The sequence below is a fragment of the Variovorax sp. Varisp41 genome (assembly GCF_047325085.1).
Taxonomy (GTDB): domain Bacteria; phylum Pseudomonadota; class Gammaproteobacteria; order Burkholderiales; family Burkholderiaceae_C; genus Variovorax.
The window spans coordinates 999794-1015079 of the sequence record NZ_CP168540.1 but is presented as its reverse complement, the minus strand read 5'-3'; the positions used below and the strand labels follow the sequence as shown (position 1 = coordinate 1015079).

Sequence of the window (15286 nt, the reverse complement as noted above, 5' to 3'; positions counted from 1 at the left end):
AGGAAAACCCGAACTCGCCCCGCTTGTGCTCCGTGCACTTTCGCTGCACACTCCGCGCCCATCTCGTGCAGCAGCACTTCACAGGGGTTTCGAATGGCCGGCCCGTCTCCCTCCTCCACCGCATCGCCTCCGCGCCGCCGCGCCTACCGATGGCTGCTGGCCTTTCCCTTCGTCTGGCAGGCCGGCCTCGCGCCCGTGGTCAACGACATCGCGCTGCGGCCCTTCGGCCTGCCGTTCCCGATGGCCTGGCAGATGGTGGGCATCGTGCTCACGAGCGTGGCGATCGCGCTGGTGTTCCGGCTCGACGCGCGCCATGGCGTGGAGGACGAGGAAGCCGACTTCCTCGCGCGGCACCAGGACGCCGGCACCGACGGCCACGGGAGCGCGCGATGAAGCTCGCGATCGTCCTGGCCATCCTGCTCGCCACGGTCGCGGGCGCCATCGCCTACGGCCGCCGCACACGGCGCGCCGCCACCCTGGCCGAATGGGCCGTGGGCGGCCGCAGCCTCGGCACCCTGCTGTTCTGGTTCATGAACGCGGGCGAGGTCTACACCACCTTCGCGGTGCTCGGCATCTCGGGCTACGCCTGGGCGCTGGGCGCGCCGGCCTACCTGGCCTTCTGCTCGGTGTCGATGAGCTATGCGGTCGGCTACTGGCTGATGCCGAAGATCTGGCGCGCGGGGCGCATCGGGCGCCTGCTCACGCAATCCGACTTCTTCGCCGCGCGCTACGAGGCGCCCTGGCTCGGCGTGCTCACCGGCGTGGTCGGCATCGCCTCGCTGGTGGTCTACGTGCAGATCCAGCTCGTGAGCCTGGGCCTGATCGTGCAGCTCACGCTCGACGGCGCGGTGTCGAGCGAGGCCGCGACCATCGGCGCGGGCCTGTTGATGATCGCCTTCGTGTTCGTGGCCGGCGTGCGCTCGGCGGCCTTCGCGGCCGGCGTGAAGGACGTGCTGATGGTGCTGGTCGTGGTGCTGCTGAGCGTGACGGTGGCGAGCAAGGTGGGCGCGGCCTCGCTGCTCGACCTGTTCGCGCTGGCCGAGGCGAAACATCCGGGCATCGGCAGCTTCCCGGGCCTCGATGCGAGTTCGCCGACCACCGCGATCTGGCTCATGACCTCGGCCATCAACATCGCGCTGGGCAACTGGGTGTTCCCGCACCTGTTCCAGATGTCGTACACGGCGCACAGCGCCACCGCGATCCGGCGCAACGCAATCTGGCAGCCGATCTACTCGCTGGCCTATTTCTTCATCATCCTGCTGGGCTTCGCGGCGCTGATCGCGGGCACGCAACCGCCGGGCGGCAACCTCAACGCGGCGCTGCTGCAGTTCGTGTCCGACCGCTATCCGGCCTGGACCGTGGGCCTGCTCGCGGGCACCGGCTTCCTGCTGGCGCTGGCGCCGGGCTCGCTGCTGCTGCTGACGGCCGGCTCGATCTTCACGCGCAACGTGGTGCGGCCCTTCAGGCCCGCGCTCGGCGAAGGCGCGGCACTGGCGCTGTCGCGCGGCTCGCTGGTGTGCTTCGCGGCGATCGCCGTGTGGTTGTCGATCAGCCAGAAGGGCTCGCTGGTAAAGATCCTGCTCGACGCCTATTCGGCCATCGGCATGCTGGCGCCCGGCGTGCTCCTCGGCTTCCTCTGGAAGCGCACCAGCGCGCTCGGCGTGCTGGCCGGGCTGATCGCGGGTTTCGCGGCCCTGCTCGCGCCGCCGGCCGCGAAGTTCTGGGCCACCGCGCTGCCGCAATGGGAGGCCGGGTTGATCGCGATGGCGATCAATGCGGCGGTGGTGGTGGCCGTGAGCCTGGTCACGCAACGGCCGCGCGCCGCCGCGCTGGCACTGGGGCAACTCGACGACGGGGCACCGCGCGCACCCCGCAGCCTGCCCGCGCGGGCCGCCTGAACGCGCGTCAAGCCTCCAGCATCTCCACGCGCAGCGTCGCGACCGCGCCGGCCACGGCCGGGTGCGACTGCAGCGCATGCACCGCGAGATCGAGCGCGCCCTGCGCCATCGGCTCGGTCAGCACCAGCACCTGCGCACCGGCCGCGCAGGGCGCGGCCAGCGTCACCCGCCGCACGGGCACCTGCTGGCTCGCGAGCCAGGCCGTCACGGCCTCGATGCCGCCGGCCGCGTGCACCGGTACGCGCAGGTAGTGCGCGCTGCGCACCGCCGCGCGCGGCAGCACCTCGAGCGCATTCATCGCATGCGCATGGAAGCCCAGGTGCGGCACGCGCTGCGCGGCCGGGGTGCCGGCCAGCCGGGCCACGTCCACCAGGTCGGCGATCACGGCCGAGGCGGTCTGCTCCGAGCCGGCACCGGCGCCGTAGTACATCGTCACGCCCGAGGCATCGCCCTTGACCATCACCGCGTTCATCGAGCCGTTCACATGCGCCATCAGATGCTCGGCGGGCACCAGCGCGGGCTGCACGCGCAGCTCGACGCCCTCCTCGCGGCGGCGCGCCACGCCCAGCAGCTTGACCCGAAAGCCCAGCTGCTCGGAGCAGGCCACGTCCAGCCCCTGCAGCGCCGTGATGCCCTCGGCCTGCACGTCGGCGAAGCGCAGCGGCATGCCGAAGGCATTGGCCGCGAGCAGCGTGAGCTTGTGGGCCGCGTCGATGCCCTCGATGTCGAAGGTCGGATCGGCCTCGGCATAGCCGAGCGCCTGGGCCTGCGCGAGCGCGGCCCCGAAGTCCAGGCCCTCGTCGCGCATCTTGCTGAGGATGAAGTTGGTGGTGCCGTTGACGATGCCCGCCACCCATTCGATGCGGTTGGCCACGAGGCCTTCGCGCAGCGCCTTCACGATCGGGATGCTGACCGCCACCGCACCCTCGTAGGCCACCGCCACGCCGTGGCGGCGCGCGGCTTCGAAGATCTCGCCGCCATGCTCGGCCAGCAGCGCCTTGTTGGCCGTCACCACGTGCTTGCCGTGGGCGATCGCGGCCAGCACCCAGTCGCGCGCCGCGCCGGTGCCGCCGGCCACCTCGACCACTACGTCGAGTTCGGGATGGGTCGCGACGCGCATCGCATCGTCGGTGAGCGCCACGCCCTCGCCCACGATGCCCGCGGCGCGCGCGAGGTTGCGCGCGGCCACGATGACGATCTCGATGCCGCGGCCGGCGCGCGCGGCGATCTGGTCGTGGTTGCGCGCCAGCACGCGGAAGGTGCCCGAACCGACGGTGCCGATGCCGATCATGCCCACGCGCAGCGCTCGCATGGCCTGGCTGGGCACGACGGTTTCTAGGGACTGGACGGGATCGCGGTACATGGGCTTCTCCAAACGACAAAAACAAAAACCCAGCTGCCAGAGCTGGGTTTCATTCGTTCGGGGGAAGAGCGATCACCAGGTGGCTGCCGGAACGGCCACCTGCGCGTGCTCAGGTGGCCGCGGTGGTAATGGTGGTAATCATTCGTGCATCCATTGCCCATCCGGTCCGCGCGGAAGCGGACGGCATCATGCGGCCCATGCGGGCGGCGCTCGATGCGAAGGCGGGGTGGAAACACGACATGGGGGCGGAGTGTACAGGACGCCTCAGGCCGGCTCGGCCTGGACCACGCGCGGCACGGCCGACAGGCGCCCCTCGAGCCACACGCTGTAGCGCGAGAGCCCGAAGCACAGCAGCCAGTAGATCGCCGCGATGAACAGGTAGCCCTCGAGGTAGAACGGCCGCCAGGTCGGATCGCCGCCGAGCGACAGGCCGAGCGCGCCCGTGAGCTCGAACAGCCCCACCACCGTGACCAGCGAGGTGTCCTTGAGCGTGCCCACCACGTTGTTGGTCAGCGCCGGCACGACCAGCCGCAGCGCCTGCGGCAGCACGATGTCGCGCTGCACCGGCCAGCGGCCGAAGCCCAGCGCCATCGCGACCTCGGTCTGGCCGCGCGGCACGGCCTGCAGGCCGCCGCGAATGATCTCCGCCAGGTAGGCGGCCACGAACAGCGACAGCCCGGCCAGCACGCGCACCAGCACGTCGGGCTGCCAGCCCGCGGGCCACAGCAGCGGCAGCAGGAACGAGGCCATGAACAGCACCGAGATCAGCGGCACGCCGCGCACCAGCTCGATGTAGCTCGCGCAGAGCGTGCGCACCACCGGCCAGCCCGAGCGGCGCCCGAGCGCCAGCAGCAGCGCGAGCGGAAAGGCCAGCGCCAGCCCGACCACCGCGAGCCCGATGGTCAGCGGCAGGCCGCCCCAGCGGTTGGTCGGCACGTGGCTCCAGCCGAACACGCCGCCGCGCATCAGCAGCACGAAGGCCGCGAGCGCCAGCAGCCACAGCGCCGGCAGCCACCAGCGCCAGCTGCGCGGCCAGGCGCTGAGCAGCGTGACCGCCGACAGCAGCGCGACCGCGATCGCGGGGCGCCACTGGTCTTCATAGGGAAAGCGGCCGAACAGCATCGGCCGCCATTTCTCGGCCACCACGCCCCAGCAGGCGCCGTGTTGCACCGCGCGGCAGGCCTCGGCATCGGGGCGGAACACCGCGTGCACCACGGCCCAGTCGACCAGGTGCCAGCCGGCCCAGGCCAGCAGCGCCGCGAGCAGCAGCGTGGCGAGCGCGCGCAGCGGCGAACCCCAGAGTTCGTGCCGCCAGGCGATCGGGCCTCGCACGACCCTCATCGCCAGCCCCGCAGCGCGACGCGCGCGTTGTAGCGGTTCATGCCCAGCGAGATCACGAGCGACAGCAGCAGGTAGACCGCCATGATGATCGCGATGCACTCGAAGGCGCGGCCGTTCGCGCCGATGGTGGTGTTGGCCACCGACACCAGCTCGGGATAGCCGACCGCCACCGCGAGCGAGGAGTTCTTGACCAGGCTCAGCACCTGGTTGGTGAGCGCCGGCACGATCACGCGCAGCGCCTGCGGCAGGATCACGATGCGCAGCTGCTGCACCGGCGAGAAGCCCATCGCCTGCCCCGCGAGCACCTGCCCCTGCGACACCGACAGGATGCCCGCGCGCACGATCTCGGCCACGAAGGCGGCCGAGTAGAGCGACAGGCCCGCGACGATGGTCACGTACTCGGGGCTCAGCGCCGCGCCGCCGTTCACGCCGAAGTCGCCGCGCTCGGGCCATTCGAGGTGCGTGGGCCACCAGCCGCCCTCGCCCGCCACCGGCCACGGCACGCTGAGGCCGCCCTTGCTGAGCCACACACCCGGCAGCAGCCGCACCGGCTCGGTCGGGTCGGGCAGCAGGTTCGCCATCACGAAGGCCAGCATCAGCAGTTGCACCAGCAGCGGCACGTTGCGCAGCAGCTCGACGTAGGCGGTGCAGATGCCGCGCACCAGCACGTGCGGCGCGAGCCGGCCGATGCCGATCAGGGTGCCGAGCAGCACCGAGAACACGACCGCCGGCACCGCGGCGCGCACGGTGTTGACGAGGCCGGCGAGGAAGGCTCGCCACGACGGCTGGCTGGCCTCGAAATCGAGCCAGCCCTCGCTGATCGCGAAGCCCGCGGGCTCGCTGAGGAAGTCGAAGCCCGAGCGCACGCCGCGCGCGCGCAGCACCTCGAGCGCGTGGTGCACGACCCAGAAGGCGCCGGCCACCACGGCCAGCACCAGGAGCACCTGCACGGCCCAGGCCAGCCAGGCCGAGCGGCGTTCACCGCCCGCGGCCCGCAGGCTCATCGCACCGGCGGTGCGTAGATCAGGCCGCCCTTGCTCCAGAGGTTGTTGGAGCCGCGCGGCAGCTTCAGCACCGACTTCGGTCCGACGTTGCGCTCGAAGATCTCGCCGTAGTTGCCCACGGCCTTGATCGCGCGGTAGGACCAGTCCTTGTCGAGGCCCAGCAGCTTGCCGAGGTCCTCGCCGGCGCCCAGCAGGCGCTGCTGCGCGGGGTCCTTGCTCGAGGCCTTGAGCTGTTCGGCGTTGGCCTCGGTGATGCCGGCCTCTTCCGCCTCGATCAGCGCATTGGGCACCCACTTGGCGATCGCGAACCATTCGTCGTCGCCGCGGCGCACCAGCGGCGCCAGCGGTTCCTTGGAGATCAGCTCGGGCAGGATCAGGTAGTCGTCGGGGTTCTGCGCCTCCTTGTTGCGCAGGCCGGCGAGCGCCGAGGCGTCGGTGGTGAAGGCCTGGCAGCGGCCCGAGAAGAAGGCCTTGAACGAGGCCTCGAAGCTCTCGAACACGACCGTCTTGACGGGGATGTTCTGGGCCCGGAAGTAGTCGGAGACGTTCTTCTCGTTGGTGGTGCCCGACTGGGTGCAGATGGTCGCGTTCTTCAGTTGCTTGGCGCTCGTGACCTTGAGCTTCTTCGGCACCAGGAAACCCTGGCCGTCGTAGTAGGTGATGGTCGTGAAGTTGAAGCCCAGCGAGGCGTCGCGCGTGAGCGTCCAGGTGGTGTTGCGCGCGAGGATGTCGATCTCGCCGGCCTGCAGCGCCGAGAAGCGCTGCTGCGAATTGAGCGGCACGAACTCGACCTTCTTCGCATCGCCGAGCACGGCCGCGGCGATCGCGCGGCAGGTGTCGACGTCGAGGCCCGACCAGTTGCCCTGCGTGTCGGGCGCCGAGAAACCGGCCACGCCGTTGGTCACGCCGCACTTGAGGCTGCCGCGCTGCTTGACCGCGTCGAGGGTCTTGCCGGCGAAGGCGGGCGCGGCGGCGACCAGCGCGGCGGCGGTCGCTGCCAGGGCGAAGGCGGATCGGAATCGGGGCGTCATGGATGGGTTCTCCTCAGGCAAAAAGGCAGTGTACGAGGCGGCGCGCCGGGCCGCCAAGGAACAGGCGGTTGGATGCATATGCGAAGCCCGTGCATGCGCCATGGATGCCTGGTCCGATGCATGCCGTTTCTTCACTACCATACGGCCCTCGCAACATTTCGAACCATCACCGAGGAACCCCGACCATGTTCAAGTCCGACGACACCGGCAAGCTCATTCTTCGCGTCGCCCTGGGCATCCTGATCCTGCTGCACGGCATCGCCAAGGTGAGCAAGGGCGTGGACGGCATCGGCGGCATGCTGGCCTCGCACGGGCTGCCGGGCGTGCTGGCCTACCTGGTCTACGTGGGCGAGATCGTCGCGCCGGTGCTGCTGATCATCGGCCTGTACACGCGGCCCGCTGCCGCGATCGTGGCGATCAACATGCTCGTGGCGATCTGGCTGGTGCACCGCAAGGACCTCGGCGCCCTCAACGGCCAGGGCGGCTGGGCGCTCGAGCTGCAGGGCATGTTCCTGTTCGCGGCCATCGCGCTCGCGTTCACGGGCGGCGGCCGCTTCGGGCTCAACAACAAGTAGTCCGGCTCAATCGTCGTCGGCCGCGTCGAGGCCCGGGAACAGGACCTCGGTGTAGCCGAAGCGCGAGAAGTCGCGCACCCGCATCGGATAGAGCTTGCCCAGCAGGTGGTCGACCTCGTGCTGCACCACGCGCGCGTGGAAGCCGCTGGCCGTGCGGTCGATCGGGTCGCCGTAGGGATCGAAGCCCGTGTAGCGGATGTTCGAGAAGCGCGGCACCACGCCGCGCAGTCCCGGCACCGACAGGCAGCCTTCCCAGCCCTCTTCCTCGGCCTCGCCGATCGGCGTGATGACCGGGTTCAGCAGCACGGTGCGCGGCACCGGCGGCGCATCGGGATAGCGCGGATTCACGACGTCGGTGCCGAAGATCACCAGTTGCAGGTCGACGCCGATCTGCGGCGCCGCGAGGCCGGCGCCGTTGACCGCATGCATGGTCTCGAACATGTCGCGCACCAGCAGGTGCAGTTCGTCGGTGTCGAAGGCGGTGACCGGCTGCGCGATGCGCAGCAGGCGCGGATCGCCCATCTTGAGGATTTCGTGGATGGCCATGGCGCGGATTATCACGACGGCACTCGCGCCCCGCGACGCGCCCGGCCTTTCGCGGCCGCCTTACTGCTGATGCGGCGAGCCCGGGGCGATGTTCTGCGGCACATAGCCCGGCATGCCCGGCAGGGCGCCCGGCACGCCACGCCCGGTGCCGGGGGTCACCGGCACGGTCCGCTGCGGCGGCAGTCCCACGGGCGGCGCGACGACCGGCGGGCGGCCACCGCCCCAGCCCGGACGCCCGCCGCCACCGTTCCATCCCGGACGCGGCGGGTAGGGATAGCCGGGGCGCCCGTAGTAGGGCCGATCGCGGTAATAGGGACGGCGGTCGTAGTACGCCCCGCCATTGATGTAGACCGGCGCGGGCTGCACCACCACCGGGTCGGAATAGTAGGGATCCGAGTAGCCCCCGCTGTAGTACGGATCGCCGGGCACCGCGACGCAGCCGGTGAGCAGCGCGAGGCCGCCGGCGGCGAGGCATAAACCGAGAACACGAGTTTTCTGCATGAGGGTCTCCTTGTCAGCCTTCTGCGTTCATTCAACGTACCAGCTTGTAGGCCCTGTTGACTGCGCTGGTGTGAAGTCGCGTAACGGCCGGTAAGGAGGACGCCGTCCTCTCATTCCGCGGCCGGAGGCACGCCGTTGGCGAGTATGTCCAGCATACGCGCCTCGTCGATCACCTCGACGCCGTTCTCGCGCGCCTTGTCGAGCTTGCTGCCGGCGTCCTCGCCGGCCACCAGGTAGTGGGTCTTCTTGCTGACCGAGCCGGCGACCTTGGCGCCGGCCATCTCCAGTTTGTCCTTCGCCTCGTCGCGGCTCAGCGTAGGAAGGGTGCCGGTGATGACGAAGGTCAGTCCCGCCAGCGGCTTGGGCACGCGCGCCGCGGGCTCGCCCTCCTCCCAGCTCAGGCCGCAGGCGCGCAGTTGCTCGACCACCTCGCGGTTGTGCGGCTGGTCGAAGAAGGTGCGCAGGCTCTGCGCCACCACCGGGCCGACGTCGTTGACCTCGAGCAGCAGCTCCTCGCTCGCGTCCATGATCGCGTCGAGCTTGCCGAAGTGCTTGGCCAGGTCCTTGGCCGTGCTCTCGCCCACGTGCCGAATGCCCAGGCCGAACAGGAAGCGCGGCAGCGTGGTCTTCTTCGAGGCCTCGAGCGCGTCGACCAGGTTCTGCGCCGACTTGTCGGCCATGCGCTCCAGCCCCGCCAGCGTGGTGAAGCCCAGCTTGTAGAGGTCGGGCAAGGTGCGGATCAGGTTGGCATCGACCATCTGCTCGACCAGCTTGTCGCCGAGCCCGTCGACATAGACCGCGCGGCGCGCGGCGAAATGCAGGATCGCCTCCTTGCGCTGGGCACCGCAGAACAGCCCGCCGGTGCAGCGGTAGTCGGCCTCGCCCTCCTCGCGCACGGCGTCCGAGCCGCAGACCGGGCACTTGCGCGGCATGGTGAAGACGGCACCGCGCCCTCCCTCGGGCCGCGCCAGGCTCTCGGGCGTGACGCCCACCACCTCGGGGATCACGTCGCCCGCGCGGCGCACGATCACCTTGTCGCCCACGCGCACATCCTTGCGGCGCGCCTCGTCCTCGTTGTGCAGGGTGGCGTTGGTCACGGTCACGCCGCCGACGAACACCGGCGCCAGCTTGGCCACCGGCGTGAGCTTGCCGGTGCGCCCCACCTGCACCTCGATGCCGAGCACCTCGGTGATCTGCTCCTGCGCCGGGTACTTGTGCGCCACTGCCCAGCGCGGCTCGCGCGAGACGAAGCCGAGCTGGCGCTGCAGCTCGACACTGTCGACCTTGTAGACCACGCCGTCGATGTCGTAGGGCAGGCTGTCGCGCTGGCGCCCGATGTTCTCGTGGAACGCGATCAGCTCGATCGCGCCGGTCGCGCGCGCGGTCTGTATCGCCACCGGAAAGCCCCAGGCATGGAACTGCTGCAGCCAGTCGAACTGGGTCGGGCAGTCGGGCCCGCCCTCGGCCGGCGGCGTGACCTCGCCGAGGCCGTAGGCGAAGAAGCTCAGCGGCCGCTCGGCGGCGATCGCCGGGTCGAGTTGCCGCACCGCTCCCGCGGCCGCGTTGCGCGGGTTCACGAACACCTTCTCGTTCTTCTGGCCGGCCGCGATCCTCTGCCGCTGGCGCTCGTTGAGCGCCTCGAAGTCGGCGCGCTTCATGTAGACCTCGCCGCGCACCTCGACCACCGGCGGCGCGTTGCCCTTCAGGCGCAGCGGGATCTCGCGCACGGTGCGGATGTTCTGCGTGACCTCCTCGCCGACCTCGCCGTCGCCGCGCGTGGCGGCCTGCACCAGCACGCCGTTCTCGTAGCGCAGGTTCATCGCGAGCCCGTCGAACTTGAGCTCGCAGACGTAGGCGATCTGCGGACCGTCCTCGGCCAGGCCGAGCTCGCGCCGCACGCGCGCGTCGAAGCTGCTGGCGCCGCCGGGCGTGATGTCGGTCTCGGTGCGGATCGACAGCATCGGCACCCTGTGGCGCACCTTGACGAAGCCGTCGAGCACCTTGCCGCCCACGCGCTGCGTCGGCGAGTCGGGCGTGCGCAGGTCGGGGAACTCGGCCTCGATCGCCTGCAGCCGCTGGAACATGCGGTCGTACTCGGCGTCGGGCAGCGCGGGCGCGTCGAGCACGTAGTAGAGATGGGCGTTGTGGTGGAGCTTCTCGCTCAGGTCGGCGGCTTCGCGGGCCGCTTCGTCGCGCGTGGTCATGGGGTGTCTTCCGAAAAAACGATGCGGCCGCCCGACCGCTTCGTGGCGGGCTGGGCGGCCTTGTGCATGGCGGGAACGGCTTAGCTGAAGAGCCGGCGCGCCAGCGGCGAACCCGCCGCGAGGTCGCGCGCGTCGAGCGTGTCGTAGAGCTGCTCGAGGTCGGCGCCGATGGCGTCCATGGTCTCGTCGCGCAGCAGCTGGCCGTCGCTGTCGGTCACCACGCCGTCCATCTCGCGCGCCAGCGTGGCGGCGATCTCGCGCATGCGGGTGAAGGGCTGCTCGCCGCGGTCGACCTGGGGCACGTCGAGGCTCAGGCTCAGTTCGCGGATGGCCGATTGCGCGGGGTCGTCGGCCAATGCGGCCTGGGTGTCGAAGGCCAGGCCGAGGATCGGCGGCAGGCCCAGCTCGCTGGTCGGCAGCACCATGCGGCCCGGGATGATGCCGGCCACGAAGCCCAGGCGCGCGGCGTTCTGCTGCACGTAGCCCGGGCTCCAGGCCGCGTGCAATGCGCGCAGCACGAAGCCCAGCTGCGCATCGTGCGCGCTGGCGAACTGGTCGAGCTCGCGCGCGCGCGCCACCTCGTCGAGCATCTCTGGGAACTCGGGCGCGCCGTTCAGCGCGTCGGCGAAGGCCTGGGCCTTCACCACGAATTCCGAATACTCGATCTCGTTGAGCGCGCCGGTGCGGTTGGCCAGCTGCACGCCGACCTGGAAGGCGCCGTAGCGCTGTCCCGGCACGGGCGGCTCCCATTGGCGCGAGTGCTCGTTCAGGCCCTCGATGGCGACCGGCTTGCTGCCCGCGCGGCGCGTCGGCGGCATGGCGGCAATGGCCGCGTCGCCCGAGGCCAGGCCGTCGAGCGAGATCGGCGCGATCACGTCGATCAGCGGATCGAGCCCGCCGCGCCGCTCGCCCGTGGGCACCGGCAGCGTGCCGGGCGCGGGCAGGTCGGGATCGAACAGCGGTTCATGCCGGTCGTTCGTCGGCACCTGGCGCGGATCGACGTGCATCACCGGCTCGTAGCCATCGTCGGACGGTGCGCGCTGCGCATCGGCCGGATCGCCATCGGCCGCATCGGGCTGACGCGGTGCGTTGCGGCGCGAACGCAGGGCGTCGTAGCCGATCACGGCCGCGAGGACGAGGCCACCGAGGATGGCCAGGGCAAGCGTGAGATTGCTCATGGGTGCGCGCGCCTCAGGCAGCCTCGACCATCGAGGCCGCCGCTTCCATGTCGACCGCGACGATGCGCGACACGCCCTGCTCCTGCATCGTCACGCCGATCAGCTGCTCGGCCATTTCCATGGCGATCTTGTTGTGGCTGATGAAGAGGAACTGGGTTTCACGGCTCATGGCGGTCACGAGTTTGGCGTAGCGCTCGGTGTTGGCGTCGTCCAGCGGCGCATCCACTTCGTCCAGCAGGCAGAACGGGGCGGGATTGAGCTGGAAGATCGCGAACACCAGCGCGATCGCGGTCAGCGCCTTCTCGCCGCCCGACAGCAGGTGGATGGTCTGGTTCTTCTTGCCCGGCGGCTGCGCCATCACCTGCACGCCGGAGTCGAGGATCTCGTCGCCGGTCATCATCAGCTTGGCGTTGCCGCCGCCGAACAGCTCGGGGAACATGCGGCTGAAGTGCTCGTTCACGGTCTTGAAGGTGCCGCCGAGCAGGTCGCGCGTCTCGGCGTCGATCTTGCGGATGGCGTCCTCGAGCGTGGTGATCGCCTCGTTGAGGTCGCTCGACTGCGCATCGAGGAAGACCTTGCGCTCGCTCGCCACCGCGAGCTCGTCGAGCGCCGCGAGGTTGACCGCGCCGAGCGCCACCACCTCGCGGTTCAGCCGGTCGATCTCGCCCTGCAGGCCGGCCAGCCGCACCTTGTCGGTCTCGATCGACAGCGAGATGGCCTCGAGGTCGGCGCCGGCATCGGCCAGCAGCTGCTCGTACTGCTCGAAGCCCAGGCGCGAGGCCTGTTCCTTGAGCTGGAATTCGGTGATGCGCTGGCGCAGCGGGTCGAGCTCGCGCTCGAGCTGCAGCCGGCGCTCGTCGCTGGCGCGCAGCTTGAGCGTCAGGTCGTCGTACTGGCTGCGCGCGGCGCCCAGCGCGGTCTCGCGCTCGAGCTTGAGCGCCAGCGCGTCCTGCAGCCCGGCCTGGGCGGCGGCATCCGACAGCCGGCCCAGTTCGCCGCGGGCGCGCTCGTCCTCGTCGGCCAGCGCCACGGTTTGCTGCGAGGCCGTCTCGATCGAGCGGTTGAGTTCGCCGCGGCGCGCCTCGAGCGTGCGCTGCGCGAAAGTGGCCTCCTGCGCCTGGCGTTCGAGGCTGCGGTGCTGCTCGCGGCTGGCGGCCAGCGCGCGGCCGGCCTCGATCACGCGTTCGTCGAGCTCGGCATGGCGCTCCTGGCTGTCGGCCAGCTGCATGTCGAGCTCCTCGAAGCGGCCCTCGGCGGCGATGCGGCGCTCCTGCAGTTCCTCGAGCTGGGCATCGACCTCGCCGAGGTCGGCCGCGAGTTGCTCGCTGCGCGCGCGGGTCTGTTCGGCCAATTGCGTGAGGCGCAGCGTCTCGACCTGCAGTTCGTGCGCGCGCGACTGCGTGTCGGCGGCTTCGCGGCGCGCCGATACCAGCCGCTGCGCGGCGTCGGCGTAGGCGGCCTCGGCGCGCACCAGGGCCGCGCGGGCCTCCTCGCTGATCAGCGCCTGGGCGCGCAACTGGCGGTCGAGGTTCTCCATCTCCTGTTGGCGCGCCAGCATGCCGGCCTGCTCGGAGTCGGGGGCGTAGAAGTTGACGCCGTGCGCGCTGACCGCGTGGCCGCTCTGCACGTAGATCGTCTCGCCAGGCTGCAGCGCGCCGCGCTGGGCCAGAGCCTCCTCGAAGCTCGCGGCGGTGTAGCAGCCGTGCAGCCAGTCGGCCAGCAAAGCCTGCTGGCCCGCGTCGTTGAGGCGCAGCAGGCTCGACAGCCGCGGCAGATTGGCGGCGCCTTCGGGCACACCGGCCACGGGCGGGCTGAAGAAGGCCAGCTTGGCGGGCGGCGCGTCGTTGGCGAAGGCGCGGACCATGTCGAGCCGGCTGACCTCGAGCGCGCCCAGGCGCTCGCGCAGCGCGGATTCGAGCGCGTTCTCCCAGCCCTGCTCGATGTGGATGCGGCTCCACAGGCCCTGCAGGCCGTCGAGCCCGTGCTTGGCGAGCCAGGGCGCGAGCTTGCCGTCGGTCTTGACCTTCTCCTGCAGCGCGCGCAATGCCTCGAGCCGCGCCGACAGCTCGGCATGGCGCGCACCCTCGCTGTTCACCGCCTGCTGGCGCGTGCGACGGTCGTCGTCGAGCCGCGGCACCGCTTCCTGCAGGTCCTGCAGCCGCGCGTCGGCCTCGCTGGCCGCTTCCTGCGCGGCCTCGAGCTGCTCCTGCATCGCCACCAGCTTCGCCTCGTCGGGCGCGGCCAGTGCGTTCTGGTCGGCGCGCAGCCGTTCGCTGCGCTGGTTGAGCTGGCGCGACTGCTCCTCGATGTTGCGCTGGTCGGCCGCCAGCACCTGGATCTGCTGCTGCACCTGCACGACGGCCGTGCGCTGCGAATTGGCCTGGTCCTGCGCCCGCTGCTGCGCTTCCTCGAGCTCGGGCATGCGCGCGTCGTGCTCCTCGAGCTGGGCCGCGAGCAGCACGGCCTGCTCCTCGGCGTCCACGCCCTGACCGGCCAGCGTTTCGATCTCGGCCTCGGCCTCGACGCGGCGGTTGTCCCACTGCGCGATCTGCTCGCGCAACTGCACCAGCCGCTGCTCCACGCGCTGGCGGCCCTCGACCACGAAGCGGATCTCGCCCTCGAGCCGGCCGACCTCGGCGCTGGCCTCGTAGAGCTTGCCTTGCGCCTGATTCACCAGGTCGCCGGCGCCGTAGTGGGCCTGGCGCACGGTCTCGAGCTCGTTCTCGATGTGGCGCAGGTCGGCCGTGCGCGACTCGAGGTCGTTGATCGCCTTCTCGGACTCGGCCTTGATGCGCGCCTTGTCGCTCTCGCTCTCGGCGCGCTTGAGGAACCACAGCTGGTGCTGCTTCTTCGTGGCATCGCCCTGCAGCGCGTTGTAGCGTGCGGCCACCTCGGCCTGCTTCTCGAGCTTCTCGAGGTTGGCGTTGAGCTCGCGCAGGATGTCCTCGACGCGCGTGAGGTTCTCGCGCGTGTCGCCCAGGCGGTTCTCGGTCTCGCGGCGGCGTTCCTTGTACTTCGAGACGCCCGCGGCTTCCTCGAGGAACAGGCGCAGTTCCTCGGGCTTCGATTCGATGATCCGGCTGATCGTGCCCTGGCCGATGATGGCGTAGGCGCGCGGGCCCAGACCGGTGCCGAGGAACACGTCCTGCACGTCGCGCCGGCGCACCGGCTGGTTGTTGATGAAGTAGCTGCTGGTGCCGTCGCGCGTGAGCACGCGCCGCACCGCGATTTCGCCGAACTGGTTCCACTGGCCGCCGGCGCGGTGGTCGGCGTTGTCGAACACCAGTTCCACGCTCGAGCGGCTGGCCTGCTTGCGCGAGGTCGTGCCGTTGAAGATCACGTCCTGCATCGACTCGCCGCGCAGTTCCGAGGCACGCGATTCGCCGAGCACCCAGCGCACCGCATCCATGATGTTCGACTTGCCGCAACCGTTGGGCCCGACCACCCCGACCAGTTGGCCCGGCAGCAGGAAGTTGGTGGGTTCGGCGAACGACTTGAAGCCCGAGAGCTTGATGGAATTGAGACGCACGACTTGTCGGCCTGTCCTGCGTCACTGTGTCCCGGCCCGGGAGGTCAGGTCAACAATTAACGCCAAGGTATTGATTTGTAAGGAAAATTGCACGGGCCCGCCGCTTGAAGCAGGCC

The 15286-nt window shown here is 70.5% G+C and carries 12 protein-coding genes; 3 read left to right on the top strand and 9 right to left on the bottom strand.

Annotated elements, in window-relative coordinates:
- The first annotated feature begins 93 nt into the window (after positions 1–93).
- On the top strand, positions 94–393 hold the full coding sequence (locus ACEN9J_RS04770) for a DUF3311 domain-containing protein (RefSeq protein ID WP_413763465.1): 300 nt from the start codon (positions 94–96) through the stop codon (positions 391–393).
- Positions 390–1898 carry a sodium:solute symporter family protein gene (locus ACEN9J_RS04765; RefSeq protein ID WP_413763464.1) on the top strand — a complete coding sequence of 503 codons (1509 nt, stop codon included), beginning with the start codon at positions 390–392 and terminating at the stop codon, positions 1896–1898. Before ACEN9J_RS04770 ends, ACEN9J_RS04765 begins: the two co-directional genes overlap by 4 nt.
- 7 nt (positions 1899–1905) lie before the next feature.
- Here ACEN9J_RS04765 and ACEN9J_RS04760 read toward each other — a convergent pair whose 3' ends face one another.
- The 4 genes from ACEN9J_RS04760 to ACEN9J_RS04745 form a co-directional block, all read right to left on the bottom strand.
- Positions 1906–3261, bottom strand: coding sequence for a homoserine dehydrogenase (locus ACEN9J_RS04760; RefSeq protein WP_413763463.1), 1356 nt, complete (start codon positions 3259–3261; stop codon positions 1906–1908).
- Between the two features lie 264 nt (positions 3262–3525).
- Complete coding sequence (locus ACEN9J_RS04755) at positions 3526–4602, bottom strand: amino acid ABC transporter permease (protein ID WP_413763462.1); 1077 nt, start codon at positions 4600–4602, stop codon at positions 3526–3528.
- Positions 4599–5606, bottom strand: a complete 1008-nt coding sequence (locus ACEN9J_RS04750; RefSeq protein ID WP_057596934.1) for an amino acid ABC transporter permease — start codon at positions 5604–5606, stop codon at positions 4599–4601. Before ACEN9J_RS04750 ends, ACEN9J_RS04755 begins: the two co-directional genes overlap by 4 nt.
- Complete coding sequence (locus ACEN9J_RS04745; protein ID WP_057596933.1) at positions 5603–6637, bottom strand: amino acid ABC transporter substrate-binding protein; 1035 nt, start codon at positions 6635–6637, stop codon at positions 5603–5605. The genes ACEN9J_RS04750 and ACEN9J_RS04745 overlap by 4 nt, the downstream gene beginning before the upstream one ends.
- A 185-nt stretch (positions 6638–6822) precedes the next feature.
- Between ACEN9J_RS04745 and ACEN9J_RS04740 the strand changes: the two genes are divergently transcribed.
- On the top strand, positions 6823–7212 hold the full coding sequence (locus ACEN9J_RS04740) for a DoxX family protein (protein WP_057596931.1): 390 nt from the start codon (positions 6823–6825) through the stop codon (positions 7210–7212).
- A gap of 6 nt (positions 7213–7218) precedes the next feature.
- On the opposite strand, the gene def is transcribed toward ACEN9J_RS04740, so the two are convergent.
- The 5 genes from def to smc all read right to left on the bottom strand — a co-directional run bounded on the left by def (position 7219) and on the right by smc (position 15170).
- Entirely contained in the window at positions 7219–7758 is a 540-nt protein-coding gene (gene def / locus ACEN9J_RS04735; RefSeq protein WP_057596930.1) for a peptide deformylase, read from the bottom strand.
- A gap of 60 nt (positions 7759–7818) precedes the next feature.
- On the bottom strand, positions 7819–8259 hold the full coding sequence (locus ACEN9J_RS04730) for a hypothetical protein (RefSeq protein ID WP_261205632.1): 441 nt from the start codon (positions 8257–8259) through the stop codon (positions 7819–7821).
- Positions 8260–8369: 110 nt separating this feature from the next.
- On the bottom strand, positions 8370–10463 hold the full coding sequence (ligA, locus tag ACEN9J_RS04725) for an NAD-dependent DNA ligase LigA (protein ID WP_057596207.1): 2094 nt from the start codon (positions 10461–10463) through the stop codon (positions 8370–8372).
- Positions 10464–10543: 80 nt separating this feature from the next.
- Positions 10544–11641, bottom strand: coding sequence for a cell division protein ZipA C-terminal FtsZ-binding domain-containing protein (locus ACEN9J_RS04720; protein ID WP_057596208.1), 1098 nt, complete (start codon positions 11639–11641; stop codon positions 10544–10546).
- 13 nt (positions 11642–11654) lie between these two features.
- Positions 11655–15170 (bottom strand): chromosome segregation protein SMC, encoded by a 3516-nt coding sequence (smc, locus tag ACEN9J_RS04715; RefSeq protein ID WP_413763461.1) that lies wholly within the window; start codon positions 15168–15170, stop codon positions 11655–11657.
- Positions 15171–15286 lie beyond the last annotated feature (116 nt).

What these genes read in the sequence shown, in the direction of transcription:
- ACEN9J_RS04770 (WP_413763465.1), top strand. Translation starts at nt 94, where the DNA reads ATGGCCGGCCCGTCTCCCTCCTCCACCGCATCGCCTCCGCGCCGCCGC.
- ACEN9J_RS04765 (WP_413763464.1), top strand. Translation starts at nt 390, where the DNA reads ATGAAGCTCGCGATCGTCCTGGCCATCCTGCTCGCCACGGTCGCGGGC.
- ACEN9J_RS04760 (WP_413763463.1), bottom strand. Translation starts at nt 3,261, where the DNA reads ATGTACCGCGATCCCGTCCAGTCCCTAGAAACCGTCGTGCCCAGCCAG.
- ACEN9J_RS04755 (WP_413763462.1), bottom strand. Translation starts at nt 4,602, where the DNA reads ATGAGGGTCGTGCGAGGCCCGATCGCCTGGCGGCACGAACTCTGGGGT.
- ACEN9J_RS04750 (WP_057596934.1), bottom strand. Translation starts at nt 5,606, where the DNA reads ATGAGCCTGCGGGCCGCGGGCGGTGAACGCCGCTCGGCCTGGCTGGCC.
- ACEN9J_RS04745 (WP_057596933.1), bottom strand. Translation starts at nt 6,637, where the DNA reads ATGACGCCCCGATTCCGATCCGCCTTCGCCCTGGCAGCGACCGCCGCC.
- ACEN9J_RS04740 (WP_057596931.1), top strand. Translation starts at nt 6,823, where the DNA reads ATGTTCAAGTCCGACGACACCGGCAAGCTCATTCTTCGCGTCGCCCTG.
- def (WP_057596930.1), bottom strand. Translation starts at nt 7,758, where the DNA reads ATGGCCATCCACGAAATCCTCAAGATGGGCGATCCGCGCCTGCTGCGC.
- ACEN9J_RS04730 (WP_261205632.1), bottom strand. Translation starts at nt 8,259, where the DNA reads ATGCAGAAAACTCGTGTTCTCGGTTTATGCCTCGCCGCCGGCGGCCTC.
- ligA (WP_057596207.1), bottom strand. Translation starts at nt 10,463, where the DNA reads ATGACCACGCGCGACGAAGCGGCCCGCGAAGCCGCCGACCTGAGCGAG.
- ACEN9J_RS04720 (WP_057596208.1), bottom strand. Translation starts at nt 11,641, where the DNA reads ATGAGCAATCTCACGCTTGCCCTGGCCATCCTCGGTGGCCTCGTCCTC.